The organism is Marinobacterium marinum (assembly GCF_013868415.1).
GTDB classification, from domain to species: Bacteria; Pseudomonadota; Gammaproteobacteria; order Pseudomonadales; family Balneatricaceae; genus Marinobacterium; species Marinobacterium marinum.
Map to the genome: position 1 here is coordinate 244,459 of NZ_JACEMT010000052.1, position 21,293 is coordinate 265,751.

Below are 21,293 nucleotides of genomic sequence, written 5' to 3' on the forward strand. Positions count from 1 at the left end.
CATGGCAATGTAGCTCAGTTGGTTAGAGCAACGCATTCATAATGCGTGGGTCGCAGGTTCGAATCCCGCCATTGCCACCACTTTCAAATTGCTGGGGTATCGCCAAGCGGTAAGGCAACGGGTTTTGATCCCGTCATGCGCAGGTTCGAATCCTGCTACCCCAGCCACTTATGTGTGGCAATATAGCTCAGCTGGTTAGAGCAACGCATTCATAATGCGTGGGTCGCAGGTTCGAATCCCGCTATTGCCACCATTCCTGATACTGGGGTATCGCCAAGCGGTAAGGCACTGGATTCTGATTCCAGCATGCGTAGGTTCGAATCCTACTACCCCAGCCATCTCCGCCTATACCTTCATCTCATTCTGTTCAGCTTCGTTTTTCGGCAGCCTGACATACCCGTCCTAACGTCGTATATTAAACCGGTATCGGGCATCAACGACGAGGGGACAACATGAGCGCCTCCAGTGACGAGATCATTAACGCACTCGCCAGACAGACCCAGCCGGATCCTTCTCGGCGCACTATCAACCTTCTGTTTGCACACTGTAACAACATCCAGATTGACCAGATTCTGAACCAGCTGCGTGCCGCCCGCTTCGCGCCACGCGGAGAATCGATCCAGAGCCTGTCTGAGCTGCAGAATGTGTTGAGCCGACGCACTTGGGACCTGCTGATCATGACCTGGCAGGAAACCTGCTCCAGCCCATTAACCCCCCAACAGACCCTAGAGCTGTTACGCTACCAGGATCGAGACCTGCCGATCCTGCTGTTACTGCCCGAAACACACTGTCAGACTCAAACCGACTGGCTGGAAAGCGGCATTCAAGCCGCCATCCCCGAACACAACAGCGTTCTGCTCCTGCTCACCGTACAGCGGCTGTTCGACGCTCTAAGCACACGCAGAGCCCTGTTGCAGGCACAGGTTCAGCTCAGCCGGCTGCGTGAATACAACCTGCGTCTGGTTGAACATGCTTCACTGGCGGTCTGCTTTGTCCACAATGGCCTTATACGCTATGCCAATGCCTGCTTTGCCCACCTGTTTGGCTACAACAGCGGGGAAGCCTTGCACCAGCACTCCCTGCGTCAGCTGATGCAGCCGCAATACCGCGAAGACCTGGATCTGATCCTGCATGAAAGCAGCCACAACGGCACTCGGATACAACGCACGCTCACGGCCGAGCGCCCCGATACCACCTGTTTCGAGGCAAACATGAGTATCGAACCGGCCGAATACAAAGAACAGATGTGCCTGCGTATTGAGGCCATTACCAACCTTGAAACTTCGACGCAGGCCTTCCGGGACAAGCACCCGCTGAGCGGCCTGCGCAATCAGTCCGCCTTTCTGGAAGCCTTGAATACCCTGTGCCAGAATGCGCACCTTGGCGGTCAGGACCGCAGCCTGCTATTGCTGTCTCTGGACCATTTGGAAGTCATTCAGGCCGAAGTCGGAACCGACGGGGTTGAGCTGATACTGCGTGACATCAGCACCATTCTGAAACGACAAGTCAGCCGCGCACACCTCCTCGCACACCTGGACAACAATACCTTTGCCATTCTAATGCACAATGCGGATCCCGATCGCGCCGTTAAACTGGGCGAAGCGCTATGCCACAGTATCAGCAGCCATATCTGCAAGGTGCAACAGACCTCCATTCATACGACGGTGTCGATCGGTGTCGTCATGATCAATGACAGCACCCCACCCCCGGAAGAGCTGCTGCAGCGCGCTCGAATGAGCGCCGCCAGCCTGCATCACGGTAACCGTCCCGGCAATGGCGTCAGCCTCTATCAGAGCGAACAGGCACTCCTGCCCAACATCGACACCCGAATGAGCAAACGCCTGCTCAATGCGCTCAAGATGGACCGCTTCCGCCTGCTCTACCAGCCGGTTGTCCCGCTGCGACTGAATACCCAGGCACAATACTACGAAGTGCTGCTGCGCCTGATCAGTGACAGCGAGCGCGCCCTGTCACCCAACGCCTTTATCGCACAGGCGGTCGCTCCCGAGGTGCTGATCGAACTGGACCGCTGGGTTATCACCACCGCTCTACACAAGCTCTCCGAGGCCTTTGGCCGAGGGGAGCGCGTCCACCTGCTGATCAACCTGTCCAGCCCCTCCTTGCGCAGTTCAGAGCTGCTGAATTGGCTGGGCGAGACACTCTGCCAGTCTGGCGTTCCCGCCGAATACCTTGTATTCCAGATCAGTGAAAGCGATGCGGCCGTGGATTTGATGGAAGTTCGCAACTTTACCCACGCCCTGCAACAACTGAATTGTCAGGTCTGCCTGAAGCATTTCGGCAGCTCGCCCAACTCGAATCACGTCTGTCGAGAACTCGACACCCGATTTATCAAGCTCGATGGTTCCTACGTTCATGATCTTGAGAGCCACACCCTGCCACTGGAAACGCTGGCATCCATGCTGGAGCCATTGCAGGCACAGCACAAGCTGATTATTGCCCCGCTGGTGGAAAAGACACGGGTTATCAGCGACCTGTACAGCGCCGGCGTACACTTGATTCAGGGCTACTACCTGCAGCAGCCGCAGGAACAGATGGAATATGATTTTTTCAAGGAGAGCCGGGACGGATAACCGTCCCGGATAGAGCAGGCTGCCTTCAGAGCAGACTGTCGCGATCGCGAAAGCCGATCAGATAGAGAATGCCATCCAGCCCCAGTGTCGAGATGGCCTGCTTGGCACTTTGACGTACCAACGGCTTGGCACGGAAAGCGATACCCAGCCCGGCAATGGACAACATGGGCAAATCGTTGGCCCCATCACCCACGGCAATGGTTTGCTCCAGGCGCACCCCTTCCCGCTCGGCAATCTCACGCAGCAGCTGCGCCTTGCGCTCGCCGTTGACGATCTGCCCCGTCACTTCACCGGTCACATGACCATCACGAATATCCAGCTCGTTGGCATACACATAGTCAAAGCCCAATTTCTGCTGCAGGAAGCGGCCAAAGTAGGTAAACCCGCCGGACAGAATTGCCGTTTTGAACCCCAGCGCCTTCAAGTGCCCTACCAGCTCGGCGGCCCCTTCGGTCAAGGGCAGTCGTTCGGCGATACGCTCCAGAACCGACGCATCCAGCCCCTTCAGAAGCGCCACACGACGCCGGAAGCTTTCATCAAAATCGATTTCGCCACGCATGGCCGCTTCCGTGATTTCAACAACCTGATCACCGACCCCGGCCTCTTTGGCCAGTTCGTCGATGACCTCGGCCTCGATCAGGGTAGAGTCCATGTCAAACACCACCAAACGGCGGTTGCGGCGGAAAATATCGTCTTTCTGAAAGGCGATATCCACATCCAGATCACTGGCCGCCTTCAGAAACTCTTCTCGCAAGGCAGCCGCATCCGCGGGCATACCGCGAACGGAAAATTCGACACAGGCTCGGGTACGCGGGCAGTTCTCGGCCTGCAGAGAGATGCGTCCCGACAAACGGCTGATATTGTCGATGTTCAGACCATGATCAGCGGCAATCGCCGTCACCCGAGCAATATGCTCGGCACTGATTTGGCGCGCCAGCAGCGTAATGATATGCCGTGACTTGCCCTGCCCTTCAACCCAGTTTTCATAGGCCGCACCATCGACCGGCTCGAACCGTACCTGCATGTTCATTTCATGCGCCTTGAACAGCAGATCTCGCAACAGCGGCGAGGATTCCAACTCGGTCGGCACTTGGATCAGCACCCCCAGCGACAACGTATTGTGGATAACCGCCTGACCGATATCGAGGATGTTGATATGGTAGCGGGCGAGAATACCGGTTATAGCCGAGGTTACGCCCGGGCGGTCGTCACCGGATAGTGTCAGCAGGATGATTTCGTTCATCGCACCCTTCCGTTAAATGAGGCATCGCTGGTAAAGCCAGCACTGGGCTGCAATTATATCAGAGGGAGCACCGCCCCCGCATTGTCGCTGTTTTCAATCTGTCCGGATGCCGTCGTGCTGGAGAACCTGCTTACTACACTGAGTCCGTCCCCTCCGCTCTTGCTGCTGCTGATTACACTGGTGGCTCTGCTTGAATCACTGGCGTTTGTCGGCCTGCTGCTGCCGGGCGTTGCCCTGCTGTTCGGTCTCGCCTTCGCCGCCAGCTCTGCCGGAGTTGGTCCCATGGCCTGCCTGCTGGCAGGATTCATCGGCGCCGTACTGGGAGACGGCGTCAGCTTCTTGCTTGGTCGCAAGGCCGCTCCAAGTATCAGACAACTGAACTGGATACAGCGCCATGCCGACTGGCTGGACCGGGGCGAGCGCTTTTTTCACAAATGGGGTGGCCTCAGTATCATAACCGGGCGTTTTGTCGGGCCGATACGACCGATTATCCCGTTTGTAGCGGGCAGCTGCGGCCTCTCGCCTGCTCGATTCACACTCTACAACCTGTTTTCGGCCCTGGGCTGGGCTCCACTGTACCTGCTGCCCGGCTATCTGACTGGCCAAGGCTTACACCATTTGCCCAACGAACTGATTCCTCTACTGTGGGGCCTGGTAATCCTGGTCTTTCTGCTGTTGCTGCTGCAGCAGGTCCATCACCAGTTACATCCCGACAAGGGGTTCTATCAATATTGCCGCCGCCACTTGCCCGCCGACTGGCAACCTGCACCGACCTTCATGCTTCTGTTTTCAGGCAGCCTGTTCCTGGCCACATCCCTGCTTGCACCGACTCCCGTCGGCCACCACCTCAACCAGCTGCTGCTGCCTCCATTGCAGGCGATTGGTCAGCAACTACCACTGTGGAGCCTGGCCATCACACTGCCGGGAGACCCCGCACTGGGCGTGGCACTGGCCGCCATCAGCGGGCTATACGGGCAGTATCGTTGTCGGCAGTCACAGGGATGGGGGATTCTATTGGGCGTCGGCTGCGTGCTGGGGCTGAACGCTCTGCTCAAACTCGCGTTTGCCCTGCCACGACCGGAAGGGGCCGTCCTGGAAAGCTTCAGCTTTCCCAGTGGACACGCCTCAAGCATTACGGCGCTGGTTGGCCTGAGTGTGGTCTGGGTCACCCATAATCGTCACCACGGCATTCGCCACCTCTGCTACCTCTTGGCCGCACCGATTATTCTGCTGGTTGCACTGTCACGCCCCATACTGGGTGTGCACTGGCCGCTGGATATTGTGGCCGGGTGTGCCGAGGGCCTGATCCTGACCACGCTCTACAGGGTCTGGCTCTATCGTTACCCGGCCCGGGACAAGATCCCGCTGTACTGGCTGGCCATCCTGCTGGGAGTGGCCGCCCTGTACAGTGGGCTGTATCTGGAAATGGCGGCTCAACGCTATTACGGTTGAGCCCGTTACGCCCGGGGCAATATCCGGGCGTATGCTGCTCCGACTTTTACAGGCCTGAAACAGGCAAATGCCTGTCAGCCCTTGCTCGGGCGTCGTGCCCGTGGCGGATGCTTGGGCTTATGCGCACGCTTGCGTTTGCTGCCGGACCCTTTATCTGCCCCCTTTTCCTGGCGAGCATGAGGTCCATCAGGCTTTTTTCCTCGACCTGCTCCCTTGCGACGACTTGAACGTTCCTCTTCGATCTGCCCCTTGGCCAGCTTTTCACGCTGAGTCTGCTTTTTCGGCTTGGCCTCCGCCATTTCACCGGCAATCTCGAAGTCAATCTTGCGCTCATCCAGATCAACTCGAACGACCTGAACTTCCAAGCGGTCACCCAGCTTGAAGACCTTGCGTGTACGATCACCGACCAGGCGCTGTTTGGCCGCTTCAAAATGGTAGTAGTCGCTGGGCAGTGCCGTGATGTGCACCAGCCCTTCAACATACAAGTCTTCCAACTCGACAAAGACGCCAAAGCCCGTGACTGCGGACACGACCCCTGAGTAGGTTTCACCAATCTGGCTCTGCATATACTCACACTTGAGCCACGCTACCACATCCCGCGTTGCCTCATCGGCACGACGCTCTGTCATGGAGCAGTGCTCACCCAACGCCAGCATCTGCTCGAGGCTGTAGTTGTGGCGGAACGCCGCATCAGGCTGAAACTTCTTCGGACGCTCCGCCCCCTTCACCTTGCCTTCGGCATGAATCGCGCCACGAATGGCTCGATGCACCAGCAGGTCGGGATAACGCCTGATCGGTGAAGTAAAGTGCGCATAGGCCGGATACGCCAGGCCGAAGTGGCCGTGGTTATCCGGACTGTAGACCGCCTGCTGCATCGACCTAAGCATCATGGTCTGAATGATATGACGATCAGGACGTCCCTCAATGGCTTCGGCCAGCTTCAGATAATCCTTGGGTTCCGGGCTGGCACCACCTGGCAGGTTCAGGCCCAGCTCGCCCAGGAAGGCGCGCAGGTTTTCCAGCTTGGCTTCTTTGGGACCATCATGAATACGGTACAGCGCAGGTTTGCCATACTTGTCCAGGAAACGCGCTGTCGCCACGTTGGCAATCAGCATGCATTCCTCGATCATTTTGTGCGCATCATTGCGATGGACCGGCACGATTTCATCAATCTTGCGCGTCTGATCGAAAACAATCCGTGTTTCCACGGTTTCAAAGTCGATCGCGCCCCGCTCGTCCCTTGCCTTGCGCAGTGCCTTGTACAGCGCATGCAATTGATCGATATGCGGCACCACCTCGGCATATTCCCGGCGCCAGTGCTGATGCTCTTCCTGGTCGGCATCAACCATGGCACCCACTTTTGTGTACGTCAGGCGCGCCTTGGAGTTAATCACCGCTTCATAGAACTTGTAACCGGACAGCTTACCTGCACGGCTGACCGTCATCTCGCAAACCATGGCCAGGCGGTCGACCTTGGGGTTCAACGAACAAAGGCCATTGGACAGCAGCTCAGGTAACATGGGGACAACAAACTCGGGGAAATACACCGAGTTACCACGCTTCACTGCCTCACGATCCAGCGGCGAGTCCGGCTGTACATAGTAGGACACGTCCGCAATGGCAACCCACAAACGCCAGCCGCCGAAGGTTTTTTTCTCGCAGTACACCGCATCGTCAAAATCTTTTGCGTCTTCACCATCAATAGTGACAAACGGCATATCGCGCAGATCGAAACGACCGCTCTTGTCGGCTTCCCGCACTTCCGGGTCCAGCTCGCCAATCTGCTGCTGTACCTCCTCCGGAAATTCATCGGGAATTTCGTAGTTATGGATGGCTACCTTGATCTCCATGCCCGGGGCCATACGGTCACCCAGCACTTCCACCACGCGTCCACGTGCCGGCTGTTTGCGGGTCGGTTGCTGAATCAGCTCAACCACCACCAGCTGGCCATCTTCATACTCGAGCCCGGTGCCGGGATCGGGGATAACCATGATCTGGTTGGTGATGCGCTGATTCTCGCAGATCAACGTGCCAAAACCGCCTTGCCCATCAAAACGACCGACCAGCTTGCTGGTACAACGCTCCAGCACTTCGACAATCTTGCCTTCGCGACGTCCCCGGTGGTCAATACCGATCGATTGCACCAGCGCACGATCGCCGTCAAAAACTTCGCGCATGTTACGCGGGCTGAGGAACAGGTCATCCCCCCCGGCATCCGGCTGCAAAAAGCCGAAACCGTCACGATGGCCGATGACACGTCCCGGGATCAGATCCATCTTGCGGATCAGCCCGTATTCACCCTTGCGGTTGGAAATCAGTTGCCCGTCACGGCACATGGCGATCAGGCGACGGCGAACACCTTCAATACCGTCTTCGTCTTCGATGCCGAGCTCACGGCACAGCAGCGGGTGGCTAATCGGTGCCCCCCATTTTTCCAGAAAGTTCAGCAGAAAATCTCTGCTAGGGACCGGCTGGTCATATTTCTCAGCTTCCAACCGAGCGTTGGGGTCCTTGTCTTGCCAATTTTTAGTCATTAAATATCCAATATTGTCTGTAACAGTGATTACACTGCCAGAAACGACTTTCACTCAGAATAGTCGATAAATCCATAAAAAATAAAGCCGGCAGTGCCGGCTTTACAAATATCAAGGCAACTCTTCTGCCTCTTCCCCTTCCTCTTTTCGGGGTGGCAATAAATCGTCTCGAGTCACCTTCAGTGCCAGTAGGGCATTGGCCGCCACATACATGGATGAGTAGGTACCTATCAGTACCCCCACCAGCAGGGCGATCGCAAAGCCATGAATCATTTCGCCCCCGAAGTAGAACAGCGCCACCAACACCAACAGAGTGGTGATGGAGGTCATCAGCGTACGGCTCAGCGTCTGGCTCAACGACGCGTTCAATACTTCGATGGCATCCTCCTTGCGCATGATGCGGAAGTTTTCACGGATGCGGTCGTAGACCACGATGGTATCGTTGAGCGAGTAACCGATAACAGCCAGGACTGCGGCCAGTACGGTCAGGTCGAACTCGATGCCCAGCAGCGAGAAGAAACCCAATACAATGACCACGTCATGTACCAGCGCAATCACGGCACCCAGCGAGAACTTGAGCTGGAAGCGGAACGCCAGGTACACCATGATCATGAACAGTGCCAGCAGCATGCCGAGACCACCCTGCTCACGCAGCTCTTCACCCACCTGAGAACCAACGAACTCGTTACGGCGCAGCTCCAGTACCTGGTCGGTATCGGACTGCAGCGCACCCAGCACCTTGTCGCCCAGTTTGGGGTCATGGTCCGCCTGCAGACGAATCAACACATCCCGAGGCGAGCCGAAGGTCTGTACCGTAACATCGGCAAAGCCCTCCTCCTGCAACCGGCTACGCACCTGTTCAAGATCGGCCTGCTGCTCATAGCCGATTTCAACCAGGCTGCCGCCGGTAAAATCCAGACCGAACTTGAGGCCATTAACCGCCAGCGCGACGATTGAGCCCAGTACCAGAATCAGGGAGAACGCCAGCGCCAGCTTGCGTATCCCCATGAAATTGTAAATTTTCTTTGCATTGGCCATGGGGAACTCCTCAGATCATCACTTTTTTCAGGGTGCGACCGCCGTACACCAGATTCACCAGTGCGCGGGTCACCAGCAGCGCGGTGAACATAGAGGTCAAAATACCGACCGACAACGTCACGGCAAATCCCTTGACCGGGCCGGTGCCCATGGCAAACAGAATAACAGCCGCAATCAACGTGGTGATGTTCGCATCCAGAATCGTGGTGAATGCACGGCTGAAACCGGAGTGAATGGCGGACTGTACCGGCAGGCCGTTCCGCAATTCTTCCTTGATACGCTCAAATATCAGGACGTTGGCATCAACCGCCATACCCACCGTCAATACGATACCGGCGATACCCGGCAGCGTCAGAGTGGCCGACAGCAGCGACATCACGGCCACCAACAGCACCAGGTTCAGGGTCAGGGCCACGTTCGCCAGCAGACCAAAAACCTTGTAGTAGATCAGCATGAAGCACAACACCAGGGCAAAGCCGATCTGCACCGACAGTGTACCCAGCTTGATGTTTTCCGCCCCCAGGCTTGGCCCAACCGTCCGCTCTTCCACAAAGTAGATCGGCGCTGCCAGAGCACCGGCACGCAGCAACAGAGCCAGCTCGGACGACTCCTGAGCACTGTCCAGCCCCGTGATACGGAAGGAGTTGCCCAGCGTGCTCTGAATCGTCGCCAGGGAAATAATGCCCTTTTCGGTATACGGGATACGCTTCTCGACACGCTCGCCATCGATGGTTTGGACCAGCGTACGCTGCTTATGTTCAACAAACAGTACCGCCATGCTGCGCTGAATAGCGTTGCGCGTCACGCGGCTCATCATCTGGCCACCTTTGGCATCCAGCGTAATGGAGACCTGCGGCATGCCATTTTCATCAAAGGCGGCCTGCGCATTGGATACGCTGGAGCCAGTAATGATGACATCCTTTTCCAGGGTCGCCTTACGATCGGCGTTATTGCGGAAACCATAGATCTCGGTGTCGGCACGACTGGCGTCCGGACCCGCTTCCAGGCGGAATTCCAGATTGGCCGTTTTACCGATAATACGCTTGGCCGCCGCTGCGTCCTGTACGCCCGGCAACTGGACCACGATACGGTTGCGTCCCTGACGCTGCACCAACGGCTCGGCAACACCCAGTTCGTTAACACGGTTACGCAACGTAGTCAGGTTCTGCTTGATCGCATAGTCTTCGATCTCGCGGATGGTCTGCTCCGTCAGATTGACGTACAGCCAAGCCTCGCCATCAACCTCGTCGCTGTCGACCAGGAATTCCTGATACGTACGCAACAGCAAGCCGGAAGCCGCATCTCGAGTATCCGTATCCACAAAACGGATGGCCAGACGACCATCATCCAGATGCTCGACCACGCGATAGCGCAGTTTTTCTTCCCGCAGCTTGGCCTTGATCTCGCTGACGTACACATCGAGACGCTGTCCTACCGCCTGGGCCATATCCACTTCCAGCAGGAAGTGCACACCGCCGCGCAGGTCAAGACCCAGCTTCATCGGCCCGGCACCGATATCATCAAGCCAGGCCGGAGTTGTAGGGGCCAGGTTCAGGGCAACAACGTATTCGCTACCCAATTGGTCAGCAATCGCCTCTTTCGCCGCCAACTGAGCGTCAGAGTTCGGCAGACGCACCAGCGCCATGCCTTCTTCCTGCATTTCAGCACCCTTCACCTGAATACCGGCCGCCTTCAGCGCAGATTCAATCCGCGTCAAAGTGCCATCGTCCACTTGTGTCGTCCGGGTCCCGGATATCTGCACGGCGTAGTCATCGGGGTACAAGTTGGGGGCTGCATATAAACCGGCAATAGCCAGTACCAGCAGGATTAACAGATTCTTCCACAAAGGGTAGCGGTTGAGCATCGTGCTCTATCCTCACCAAAAACAAAAGCGCCACCGGAAACAGTGGCGCTGGATCACTCAAAACAGGGAATCAAATACCCTTGATCGTGCCCTTGGGCAACTCGGCAGCCACATGGGCCTTCTGGAACTTCAGTTCGGTGCCTTCAGACACTTCCAATACCACGTAATCATCGCTCAGGCGGATCACCTTGCCAATGATGCCGCCGGCCGTGATCACTTCATCACCCTTGGCCAGGTTGGCAATCAGGTTTTTGTGCTCTTTGGCACGCTTGGCCTGGGGACGCCACATGAAGAAGTAAAAAATCAGACCAAAGCCGACCAGAAACAGAATGTTGAACATACCCGCATCAGGCGCTGCTGCAGGGGCCTCGGCGGCCAGTGCCGGAGAGATGAAAAAGCTCATTCAGGTTGTACTCCCGATAACATTGGATAATGTACGTTTTTTATGCCGTCAGCGGCGGTGTTTCCTCGCCGCGCCGGCGATAGAATTCGTCTACAAAGTCGCTCAATTTACCCTGTTCAATAGCGTTGCGCAAACCAGCCATCAGCTCCTGATAATAGTGCAGGTTATGGATTGTATTGAGCTGCGCACCCAGAATCTCCCTGCATTTATCCAGATGATGCAGATAGGCGCGGCTGAAATTTTGACAGGTGTAACAGCTACAAGTTTCATCAACCGGTGCTGTATTCGTTTTATTGGCCGAATTGCGGATCTTGACGATACCGTTGCGCGTGAACAGAAAACCATTACGGGCGTTACGGGTCGGCATCACGCAGTCGAACATGTCCACGCCCCGGCGCACACCTTCCACCAGATCTTCCGGCTTGCCGACACCCATCAGATAACGCGGCTTGTCTTCCGGCATTTTCCACGCCAGGTGATCCAGCACCCGCTTCATGTCTTCCTTGGGTTCACCCACGGACAGACCGCCGATGGCATAACCATCGAAGCCGATCTCGGTCAAACCTTCCAGAGACTCGTCACGCAGGTCTTCATACATGCCTCCCTGAATGATGCCGAACAGTGCCGAAGGGCTGTCGCCATGAGCATCCTTGGAACGCTGAGCCCAACGCAGAGACAGACGCATGGAGTCGGCTGCTTCCTGGTGCGTAGCCGGATACGGCGTACACTCATCAAAGATCATGACAATATCGGACCCCAGTTCACGCTGAACCTGCATGGAGCTTTCCGGTGTCATCAACACCTTGCTGCCATTGACCGGCGACTGAAAGGTCACGCCCTGTTCGGTAATCTTGCGCATTTTTCCCAAACTGAACACCTGAAAACCGCCGGAGTCGGTCAGGATCGGTCCTTTCCAGTTCATGAAGTCATGCAGATCACCGTGTTGCTGAACAATCTCGGTGCCCGGGCGCAGCATCAGGTGAAAAGTGTTACCGAGGATAATCTGAGCACCCGTGGCTTCGATATCACGCGGCGTCATGCCCTTCACGGTGCCATAGGTGCCCACCGGCATGAATGCCGGGGTTTCCACCACACCACGGGGAAAGGTCAGACGACCACGGCGTGCCTTGCCTTCAGTGGTCGTGGTTTCGAACTTCATGAAACATTCTTTTCTCACGCTGACTCCTCGTCCGTCGCCTCGCGACGGGTCAAAAACATGGCATCGCCATAACTGAAGAAACGGTAACGCTCGGCCACAGCCTCGGCATAGGCATCCATCATCGCCTTATGGCCGGAGAAGGCACTGACCAGCATCAGCAGGGTCGATTCGGGCAGATGGAAGTTGGTGATCAATGCTTCCACGGTGCGGTAGCAATAGCCGGGGTAGATAAAGATATCGGTATCGCCGTAAAACGGCTCGATCTCACCGGACTGACTCGCGGTTTCCAGACAGCGCACGCTGGTCGTCCCCACAGCGATAACACGGTTGCCACGCGCCTGCGCTGCTTTCACCGCCGCACAGGTCTCCTCCGAGACCTCGATATATTCAGCATGCATATGATGTTCGTGGATGTTATCCACTTTCACCGGCTGAAAGGTACCGGCGCCCACGTGCAGGGTCACGAATGCCTGCTCCACGCCCATTGCCTTGAGCTGCTCCAGCAAAGGCTCGTCGAAATGCAGACCGGCCGTCGGTGCAGCCACAGCACCGGGCTTACGGTTATACACCGTCTGGTAGCGCTCACGATCCGACAACTGATCTTCGCGGTTCATATACGGTGGCAGCGGCATATGGCCATGCTCTTCCAATGCGCTGACCAGATGACCGTCCAGATTGGTAAAGCGAACCTCGAACAGGTTCTGCTGACGACCGACCACCTCGGCTTCAAGCCCCCCTTCCAGCGTCAATGCAGTGCCCGGCTTGGGGGCACGGCTGGAACGGATATGTGCCAGCGCTTCGCTGTCAGACGTCACGCGCTCTATCAGCATCTCGATTTTGCCGCCGCTGGCCTTCTGGCCAAACAAGCGTGCCGGGATCACACGGGTGTCATTGAACACCAGCAGATCGCCGGGCTGCAGCAAGGAAGGAAGATCGGAAAACTGACGGTGAACCCGTTCACCACTGTTGCCATCAACACACAGCAGCCGGCTGGCGCTGCGCTGCTCCAGAGGATAGCGAGCAATCAGCTCCTCCGGTAGCTCAAAATAGAAGTCTTTTACCTGCATGAGTTCAAACTGGACGCCTGTTGGAAAGGCACAATTCTACCTGAGTAACAGCTTTTTTTCAGTCACCATTGACGAATGGATTCAACCCAATATAATATGCGCCTACTTTCCGGGTCAGCCACTGATCCGAGACAGTGCCAGCGTGGTGAAATTGGTAGACACAGGGGATTCAAAATCCCCCGCCTTAACGGGTGTGCCGGTTCGAGTCCGGCCGCTGGTACCACTTATTCAAGCCATTGAATAAGCACAGAAAAAGCCTATAAATCAAAGGCTTTGACAAGCAAGCGGGACCGAAAGGTGGCCGCTTTTTTTGTGCCTGAATGCCCCGCCCGGTCCATATCCTGTCCACCGTCTGTGCAATATCTGTGCGTCACGACATCCAACAATATCCAACACGCTCCAACGGTATCCACCATCGCGCTTGAACTACATGTAGTGATAAGACTCGGAAAGCCACTCCAATGAGAGCAAGTTTCCGGTCTACTGTCCGGTTTTTTTTAATGTAGCATGCGAAAGGCTGGCTTTAGACCCAAAACAAGCTAAGCCTACGCTAGAACAAATAAGTTCATTAACGAATGATCTGTTTATCAAACTTTCCTTCAGGCTTCGATAAATCATTAGGCTAGCGACTCACAAGCCTTCTCACAATTCGTTTACCACCATATTCGTTACAGAGGGGGACTATCAGTGCTCAGTCCCCCAAAGTTCCTGATAACTGGGCCCATCCGAGTATGGCCGTTGAGTAGGTTTGTCGATCTGGATAGTTACCGGTATAGGGAAGTCGACACCCACCATTGCTACCTCCCCTTGCTTTAGGTTCGGAAGAAATGCAGCTGCTGATCGATCAATTTCACCGCATGCCCTTTCAACTACCTCTCGATCCCGATCATTAGTGAGCCGGTGAACCAGCAGCGTTCCCATTTGGCTTAGCACCCCCTCCGTAATATCTCGTGGTCGCTGAGTCGCTAGGCATATATTTAAACCGTACTTTCGCCCTTCCTTGGCTATAAGCTCAAACGCGTCCAAGTTCATCACATAGTCTTCTTCGCCCAGCGACTTACCAAGGAAATTGTGAGCTTCATCTAAAATAACCAGCAACGGGCTGTTACGAAACGCCTCGTCACGAGCTCGATGTAAGAGCATTCGGCCAATTGCATTGGCGATTACCTCTCGTGCACCAAATTCATAGCCAATCGAGCTCATGCAAATCCTCAAGACGGACTCACTGCCAGCAAGGAAGGCATCCATCTTATCAGAGAGACTCGGCAGCTGAGGCTCAGGGCTAAAGACGCATGACAATGAGGTCGAGCCAATTACGCCTAGTATTCTTGTCAACAACGAAGAACAGTAGGAAAGCTCATTTGAAGCGCCTCCCCAGTGGTCGGGCCGTCGTAAATCTTCTGGGAAGCAGCATTCTTCAACCACTTGTCTGACCAAAAGACTAACATCGAACTCCTGAGCAGGGTTATCCACCAACTTAGCGTTGTTACCGGTATTAAGTGCTTGCCTATAATTGAAGCGGGGCTGGTTAACTTTGGGAAAATACCCATCTGTAGCTAACTCAGGAGCTAATTTGGCTAGCCTCAAGCTTTTTATCGCTTCGCGCAATTTAGGGCCTTGGGTTTTGCCGGAAGGTTGGAACAGCGCGATGAAATCTCCTTCATTGAAGTCGCTCGGAGGTATCCTGATTTCAATTGAATTAAGCGCTTGGTGAAGAGGAGCGCCTAGGTGACAGTGGCTAACATCCTCGCCACTAAGTGATCGGTACTCGCTGGTAGCATCAAGCAGGACTATCTTGGCTCGATACTTCCGACACTCTTGAATAATTTTGGCGGTCGTCCAACTCTTCCCCCCCCCAGTTGATCCTAGAATTGCACAGTGCCGCCCGAAGAGACGCTCAGGAGTCACAGAAATGGGGAACCCATCCTCTCCAGACACCACCCCGAGCTCTAAAGATACAGCCGGTGCCCGAGTCTCTATCCCGTTGTGGGTTAACAAAGGAATCATCGAAACAAACTGACCAGGCGCAGAAAAAATACGGTCACCTAGGCGTGGATATGCGCTGATTCCTGCCTGTACCTTCAACAGAACTGGATGAATCGATCCCAACAACCGAATGATTCCAATCGCGTCGACTTTACTCAATCCGTCGAAATCCTGTGAAATCTCGCTCCTGTCCCGATCAGGAAGAGAAATCTCAATAATCCGGCCTAAGAGAATGGTCTGCTGGGCTTCAATCAGCACCAATTCTCCAACCTCCCCCTTACCATAGCGATTTAGATCCATGTAATGGCCGCTAACCTCACCAGCATGCGCTAAGTTCACTTTGACATACTGGGCAGCAACGCTAGAGACCACACCAATCTTTAAGTCACTTATTAGTATCCCGGTAGTAGAGATGTCATGAATCATTGCTCCCACCCCACACGACGTACGGCATTAGCCAACTGTTCTGCCGGTGACATAGCACGCAGCGAAGGTATTTGGTCAACAACATCAGAGAACGAGCCACTAATGAAATGGATGTCAAACCCTTTCAGCGCAAGCTCCTCGAACTTCGCCCAGTATGGACTGGAACCATTATTCCCTCTGTTGTGCAGATGATGGATGCAACGGTGGTCCGTCAGGATCAGTTTCAAACTCGGATTTGACTGGATGGCAGAGAGAATAGGCTCGGACAAATGGTCATCATTGAAGCCAAAGCCCGCGACCAATAAGCAGCTGTTAGATTGACGCAAGAAATCCAGAAACCTAGATAATAGCTCCAAATGCGGCTGGATAAATGCCTGTTGATACTTACCTTTCGCGGGATAAATCAGGCATGCCTTATCTGGACTTGGCTGACTACTCTCGAAGATTTCGTTACCTTCTCTTTCCCAGCTCACCGATCCGTGGAGCTTATGCAGTTGGAATATCCCCTCGACAAACTCATGATTATCCATTTCACGACGCACGACATCATAGTTGAAATGCCTACCGTCAAACCGACGTTTCCTCGTGTATGAAAACCCATCGACAACCATCATTCCAAGATCCGACGCAGCTGTCTCGAAACACATGTCATAGTTGGTAGTAAAAACTTTCAATCGAGGATCCCTTACACGACGTCGAGCCAGTTTCTGCAGCAAATGCCGATAGCAAGCTATGTCGGAGGCAGGATCAGCAAGAAAGTTCGTGCACTGAACAAGAATTTTCTCTTTAACCTCCAACAAATACTGCACAACCACATCATCCTCATTGAACGAGAGGTAGGCGTCACATTGAGATAGAAAGTGCTCAATATTGGGACTTTCCCGCTCCGCGTAGCGGACTTTATCACATACGGCAGCTGCTGCTTCGGTTAGTTCATTTCCTTCACCCTGACACATACAGCTCTGCCAGAGTTGCCACATACTGGGCCCCTTGACCGCCCCTAGAGAGGTACCACTACCTGCGAAGAAGCCTAGATTCGGAAACTGCAATGCTTTGCTGAACAGGTCAGTCAGAACAGCACGGTTATTCTGAATTTGGTCTTGCTCATCTGATTCAACTTGCTCTTTGTTAAAAACTACCTTGTACGCATCCTCCGTGATTGGTAGCCAAATGCTGCTACCCGGAGGCTTATAGGCGAGTTGCCCGTCGTAGGAAGGAGGTAAAGGTACAAGGGGTTGTATAGGCATGACGACAGTCCTGTTTTGTCGAAGATTAGACACAAACTAGCGCGAATTCCGGAACGATACGATCGAAATCTAAGTAGAGCAATAGTGCCATATTAATGTAGATTTCCTTCAGTTTAATTGTCGCAACCAAACCTCCGAAAGCGGCCTAAAATATCAGCCGTAACGAATCTCAGAGTAACCAGATATTAAACCTCCGGATATCCACTTCCGGAGGTTTTCAATGGACAAACAATTCAAGTTCACTGATGCCCGTATCCGGGCATTACCCGCCAACTCTGCCTCATCCCGCAGTACTGAGCTGGAGGTTAGCGATACCGAGCTGACTGGTCTCAAGTGCCTGTCAGGCAAGAGTGGCAGCAAGCGCTTCCTGTTGCGCTACACCTTCAACAGCCGAAAACGCAGCATCACACTGGGCCGCTTCCCTGATATCGACGTTGCCACCGCCCGCAAGGCCGCACGGCGTTGCCGGAGCATGCTGGCCGAGGGTATCGACCCCAAGGCCGAGCAGGAGGAACAAAGCCTTCAGCCCACCCTGTCGGAGTTCTTCTGGCAGACCTACCTGCCCTACCAGAAGAAGCACACCCGGTCCTGGGGCCACGAGATCAAGCGGTTCCGCAACCATATTGAGCCACGGTTCGGCCACCTGCTGTTCCGTGATCTGAAGGCGGCGCAGGTACTCCAGCTTCAGCTGGACCTGAACTCACCCAACTCGCGCCGATCGGCGCTGGCTCCAGCCACCTGTAACCGCATCATTGGGCTACTGAAAACCATGGGCCAGCTGGCGCTGCGCATGGACGTGATCGACGTGAATGAAGCCATGAAGATCAAGCAGCTACGGGAGGACAACATTCGTACCCGTTTTCTGGACGTGCAGGAGCTGAAGGCGGTGATCCATGAAGCCCGCCAGTACAAGAACCCGTTTGTCGGCGGCTTTATAGCCCTGCTGGCGGTCACCGGCTGTCGTAACAGTGAGATCCGATTGGCCAAATGGGAACAGATCGACAAGGCCCGTCAGACGCTGTACCTACCAATGACCAAGAACGGCCAGAGCCGGGAGGTGTACCTGTCCGATTTGGCGATGGAGATTATCGAGGAAACGCCGATTGTCGCGGGTAACCCGTATCTGTTTGCCGGGCGCACACCGGGGCAACCCCTGAAGGACTGCCGGACAGCCTTCCAGCGGATACTGGTCAGGGCAGGTGTTCCCGACCCCGAGGAGCTGGTGATCCACTCACTCCGACACAGTGTCGCCAGCTGCTTGGTATCAGCGGGCATGACCCTGTATGACGTGAAATATCAGCTGGGGCACCAATCGATCCAGAGTTCAGCCCGGTACAGCAAGCAGACCCTTGAGCGTCAGCGTAACACCAGCAATACGCTCTGCGAGTTGGTCCGCTGATACGAGCCGATCTACTGATGTAACCACCCACTTCCCCCTTCAGGCTCTATCCGTTCGCGGATAGGGCCTTTTTACGTTATGGAGCATTCACCATGTTCGTCACCCTGAACTGGCCTTGCGCCAGCACACTCCCGGTCCCCGCCGAGACCTTCACGGATTTAAGGTATCACCTGCTGGAGGGGTTCCCTTCCGAAGCGCAGGCCCGACAGTACTGGGAAGACATTCCCACCGTATTGATCCTGCTGGAGCCGGAGGATGGTCCGGACCAGTTGGAGCAGGCATCAGATAGCGTTCAGCGGCAGATCCAGTTCGTACTGGCGTATCCCGAGTTCGTTGTATCCATTGCCGGTGGCTACCGGTTGGCCTTGGGCATCTTTTCCGATGAAGGCTCCGGTATCTATCTGCTTGTGCATAACCAGTGTCCGATTGCACAGGAGCTGGCCGATGCCTAATCCACAGCCTGACCTGCCCATCAACAGCCTGCTTGCCAAGCTGAAGGCGATCCGAGGGATGAAGGAGCTGCTGCACAAGGCGGTGTTGCTCTACATCCTGCTGCTGGATGCGGACGTACCCACTCGGGTGAAGGCGGTGGTGATCGCCGCCCTGCTCTACCTGATCGATCCTCTGGATGCGATACCGGACCTGTCTCCATTCGTGGGTCTGCTGGATGACCTCGCCGTGATCGTGGCGGCACTGAGCGTCATCTCCGGCCAGATCCACCCACACCATGAAGACCAAGCCCGATCGTTCGTAAACGACCTGTAATCGAGGAATTTATTATGTCCCAGCCAAAGTCTATCGCTGCGCCTGCCAGCGCTGAAAAGGCCTCTCTCAAAGAGAAGAACGCCATCAAGGACGCGCTGTTTAAATTGATCATTGAGCGCGGTGTCGCTGACAAGCTGAACCCGAAGGCAACCGGCAAGGTGTACTTCCAGCTGGCCCGACACACTGAAGAGAACCGGAACTACTTGCGTATTGATAGTAACGACAGCGGTGGGCTCCACTCTCGGGAGTGGATACCACTGGAGTCCTTGGTCGAGCAGCTGAAGGCGCAAGCCGGTCATCCGTTCAAGTCCTTAATCCTGAAGAGCTGCATGAAGGGCAAGTCAGCCAACAACGCATCCTTCTTAGCCGCGATCCTGCGCTCACCCGAGATCAAGCTGATCCAGCCTGCCGAGAAGAACCTGTTCCTGCATCAGCTGGTGGAGGACTTCGACGCCCGATCGGCCGCTCTGCTCAAGCGCACCAAGTAAGTGCCCGTGCATACCGCTCACCGGTAGCGCACCACCCTCTTCCTCCCTGAATTAAGGACACCACTATGTCACTGCCAATACTGACGGACGGCCTTGTGCTGCCTGTTTCCCACGCGTTAATCCAGATCCTGACCGAGGAGCTGACCCGACATGCACCGGGGCTGGACCCTGTACAGGAGGCGTCCGTGATCACCTTCAACTTCCGTGACCGGGACTACTCCGCTGCACGGGGTGGCTACCATCCGGTCGAGATCCGTCTGTCTCGCTCAGACAATGGGTTCCGGTTCGATTACCTGACGGACTTCTCCTATGTCGGGGCGGGCTGGGATATCGAGCTGGCCAAAGAGATCGACTTTGATATCAATGCTGATTGCTGCGAGGTGCGCTTCTGCCGCCCGGTGCCACTGCGAGCGGCTGTGGACTTCTTCACCACCTTCCAGGACAACTTTGTTGCCTACTATCAGCTGGGCGCATTCACCATCGAAGTCAGCGTGGAGAAGGCTGATGGATAAACGTCACAACCCGCTGATTGCCGAAACAGCGGTGGATACCTATATCAACGTGCTGAACGCCCTGTTCACTCTGAAAGAGCTGCAAAGCGATGACGACACCGGAAGGATGGACCTGACACCCAGAGCCACCTTCGGGCTTTCATTGCTCATGGGGTGTATTACCGGAGCGATGGAATTTGAGCAGGAGAGGGACGCGTGTGCGAACATGTAAGGTAACTGTAAATGAACCGGAGCGGGCGCAAGCCCGCTCCCCTTCTTCTTTTTTCTTGCGCGCCGCGCCAAGCGGCGCAAAGCCTTATGACCTCTTCGTTTATCGTGTTGATTTTACTCAAACTAATTTCTAATTCTCTGGGTTCGATGACAGGCCACTGGAGAGTAGTCGGCAGTCGCAATAGTCAGTTTCAGAGGTGTTAATTAAGGGAAGCTGACTACGGAAAACAATATAACGGGCCTTATTTTGCAAGAGATTTAGCCTTAAAAAAGTTTGATATGTACCCGCGCCCTTCTATCAACATGGGTGCAACTCACTCATTCGTTCAACAATCCCAATCACGATAATTGCGAGATATTTTTTATCAAAAGCTCCTGAGAATTTATCCTCAGCAGCTTGAGCTACCGCTTCCTTGTTAATGAATTTCCCCGGCTTCAGGCAGATGGAGGGCTTGCTGTAAGACAAACTTTCAGCAGCAGCAAGAACACCTGTCTGGTATATCTCCGCCACCGCCGGGTCCGAAAAAACTCCTATTTCAACAATCAAAGGGGTTACAGACTGCTGAAATATATACCCAAGAAGTGCATCTTTGTCCGACTTTCCAAAAGTATCGACATAGTTCATTCCTCCATAAGTGGCTATTGCCATACCCGCACCTTCATAAAAAGCATTCAAGTGCTGTTTGTCCATACCAGATACACTGAACGGTTCATTGTCGTTAGCATAAGAGAGGCCAGAAGCTATACAACAGCCGAACACCAATCCAGCCCTTAGATATTTAAGCATATAAAAGATCCTTCTATCGTTGAAAATTAGGGAACGTATGAACAAGTCTTCTCAGAGCCACCAAAACTGCATTTTCTCTGTGTCTGGGGCATGAAATGCGCACGTTCCCCCCTTTTTTAACC

Annotated in this window: 18 protein-coding genes and 5 tRNA genes; 13 read left to right on the top strand and 10 right to left on the bottom strand. The window is 54.8% G+C overall.

Translation table 11 applies throughout. The features are described 5' to 3' along the window. Positions 1-3: 3 nt before the first annotated feature. The 5 genes from H1S06_RS12670 (at position 4) to H1S06_RS12690 (ending at position 2,591) form a co-directional block, all read left to right on the top strand. A tRNA-Met gene (locus tag H1S06_RS12670) sits at positions 4-80 on the top strand. Between the two features lie 12 nt (positions 81-92). After that, positions 93-167: transfer RNA gene (locus tag H1S06_RS12675), tRNA-Gln, on the top strand. Between the two features lie 9 nt (positions 168-176). After that, positions 177-253, top strand: a tRNA-Met gene (locus tag H1S06_RS12680). Between the two features lie 10 nt (positions 254-263). Then, positions 264-338: transfer RNA gene (locus H1S06_RS12685), tRNA-Gln, on the top strand. Positions 339-452: 114 nt separating this feature from the next. Beyond that, positions 453-2,591 (top strand): EAL domain-containing protein, encoded by a 2,139-nt coding sequence (locus tag H1S06_RS12690; RefSeq protein ID WP_181740759.1) that lies wholly within the window; start codon positions 453-455, stop codon positions 2,589-2,591. A 25-nt stretch (positions 2,592-2,616) separates the two neighbouring features. On the opposite strand, the gene serB is transcribed toward H1S06_RS12690, so the two are convergent. Beyond that, positions 2,617-3,834: a phosphoserine phosphatase SerB gene (gene serB, locus H1S06_RS12695; RefSeq protein WP_181740761.1), complete on the bottom strand. Its 1,218-nt coding sequence runs from the start codon at positions 3,832-3,834 to the stop codon at positions 2,617-2,619. An 81-nt stretch (positions 3,835-3,915) separates the two neighbouring features. On the opposite strand from serB, the gene H1S06_RS12700 reads away from it, so the two are divergent. After that, a complete protein-coding gene (locus tag H1S06_RS12700; protein WP_220183868.1) occupies positions 3,916-5,286 on the top strand; it encodes a VTT domain-containing protein in 1,371 nt (456 codons plus the stop codon). Between the two features lie 74 nt (positions 5,287-5,360). Here H1S06_RS12700 and rnr read toward each other — a convergent pair whose 3' ends face one another. The 6 genes from rnr to queA all read right to left on the bottom strand — a co-directional run bounded on the left by rnr (position 5,361) and on the right by queA (position 13,351). After that, positions 5,361-7,820 (bottom strand): ribonuclease R, encoded by a 2,460-nt coding sequence (gene rnr, locus H1S06_RS12705; RefSeq protein ID WP_181740765.1) that lies wholly within the window; start codon positions 7,818-7,820, stop codon positions 5,361-5,363. Positions 7,821-7,931: 111 nt separating this feature from the next. Next, positions 7,932-8,858 carry a protein translocase subunit SecF gene (gene secF, locus H1S06_RS12710; RefSeq protein WP_181740767.1) on the bottom strand — a complete coding sequence of 309 codons (927 nt, stop codon included), beginning with the start codon at positions 8,856-8,858 and terminating at the stop codon, positions 7,932-7,934. A gap of 10 nt (positions 8,859-8,868) precedes the next feature. Next, the gene (gene secD / locus H1S06_RS12715; protein WP_181740769.1) at positions 8,869-10,722 is read right to left on the bottom strand and encodes a protein translocase subunit SecD; all 1,854 of its coding nucleotides are present in this window, start codon (positions 10,720-10,722) and stop codon (positions 8,869-8,871) included. 70 nt (positions 10,723-10,792) lie between these two features. Next, on the bottom strand, positions 10,793-11,125 hold the full coding sequence (gene yajC, locus H1S06_RS12720) for a preprotein translocase subunit YajC (RefSeq protein WP_181740771.1): 333 nt from the start codon (positions 11,123-11,125) through the stop codon (positions 10,793-10,795). Positions 11,126-11,165: 40 nt separating this feature from the next. Continuing rightward, complete coding sequence (gene tgt, locus H1S06_RS12725) at positions 11,166-12,284, bottom strand: tRNA guanosine(34) transglycosylase Tgt (protein WP_181740938.1); 1,119 nt, start codon at positions 12,282-12,284, stop codon at positions 11,166-11,168. Between the two features lie 14 nt (positions 12,285-12,298). Continuing rightward, a complete protein-coding gene (gene queA, locus H1S06_RS12730; protein WP_181740774.1) occupies positions 12,299-13,351 on the bottom strand; it encodes a tRNA preQ1(34) S-adenosylmethionine ribosyltransferase-isomerase QueA in 1,053 nt (350 codons plus the stop codon). A gap of 136 nt (positions 13,352-13,487) precedes the next feature. Between queA and H1S06_RS12735 the strand changes: the two genes are divergently transcribed. After that, a tRNA-Leu gene (locus tag H1S06_RS12735) sits at positions 13,488-13,574 on the top strand. Positions 13,575-14,035: 461 nt separating this feature from the next. Here the strand turns inward: H1S06_RS12735 and H1S06_RS12740 are convergent. Continuing rightward, positions 14,036-15,763: an ATP-binding protein gene (locus tag H1S06_RS12740; RefSeq protein WP_181740776.1), complete on the bottom strand. Its 1,728-nt coding sequence runs from the start codon at positions 15,761-15,763 to the stop codon at positions 14,036-14,038. After that, entirely contained in the window at positions 15,760-17,010 is a 1,251-nt protein-coding gene (locus tag H1S06_RS12745; RefSeq protein ID WP_181740777.1) for an SIR2 family protein, read from the bottom strand. The genes H1S06_RS12740 and H1S06_RS12745 overlap by 4 nt, the downstream gene beginning before the upstream one ends. A 220-nt stretch (positions 17,011-17,230) precedes the next feature. Here H1S06_RS12745 and H1S06_RS12750 point away from each other — a divergent pair, with 220 nt between their 5' ends. The 6 genes from H1S06_RS12750 to H1S06_RS12775 all read left to right on the top strand — a co-directional run bounded on the left by H1S06_RS12750 (position 17,231) and on the right by H1S06_RS12775 (position 20,385). Next, a complete protein-coding gene (locus H1S06_RS12750; protein WP_181740780.1) occupies positions 17,231-18,409 on the top strand; it encodes a tyrosine-type recombinase/integrase in 1,179 nt (392 codons plus the stop codon). 92 nt (positions 18,410-18,501) lie between these two features. After that, a complete protein-coding gene (locus H1S06_RS12755) occupies positions 18,502-18,861 on the top strand; it encodes a hypothetical protein (protein ID WP_181740782.1) in 360 nt (119 codons plus the stop codon). Beyond that, positions 18,854-19,174 carry a YkvA family protein gene (locus H1S06_RS12760; protein WP_181740784.1) on the top strand — a complete coding sequence of 107 codons (321 nt, stop codon included), beginning with the start codon at positions 18,854-18,856 and terminating at the stop codon, positions 19,172-19,174. Before H1S06_RS12755 ends, H1S06_RS12760 begins: the two co-directional genes overlap by 8 nt. 14 nt (positions 19,175-19,188) lie before the next feature. Further along, positions 19,189-19,662: a hypothetical protein gene (locus tag H1S06_RS12765; protein ID WP_181740786.1), complete on the top strand. Its 474-nt coding sequence runs from the start codon at positions 19,189-19,191 to the stop codon at positions 19,660-19,662. Between the two features lie 65 nt (positions 19,663-19,727). Then, on the top strand, positions 19,728-20,174 hold the full coding sequence (locus tag H1S06_RS12770; protein WP_181740788.1) for a DUF2787 family protein: 447 nt from the start codon (positions 19,728-19,730) through the stop codon (positions 20,172-20,174). Beyond that, positions 20,167-20,385, top strand: a complete 219-nt coding sequence (locus tag H1S06_RS12775) for a hypothetical protein (RefSeq protein WP_181740790.1) — start codon at positions 20,167-20,169, stop codon at positions 20,383-20,385. Before H1S06_RS12770 ends, H1S06_RS12775 begins: the two co-directional genes overlap by 8 nt. A gap of 297 nt (positions 20,386-20,682) precedes the next feature. Here the strand turns inward: H1S06_RS12775 and H1S06_RS12780 are convergent, their stop codons facing one another. Continuing rightward, positions 20,683-21,171 carry a serine hydrolase family protein gene (locus H1S06_RS12780; RefSeq protein ID WP_181740792.1) on the bottom strand — a complete coding sequence of 163 codons (489 nt, stop codon included), beginning with the start codon at positions 21,169-21,171 and terminating at the stop codon, positions 20,683-20,685. Positions 21,172-21,293: the final 122 nt, after the last annotated feature.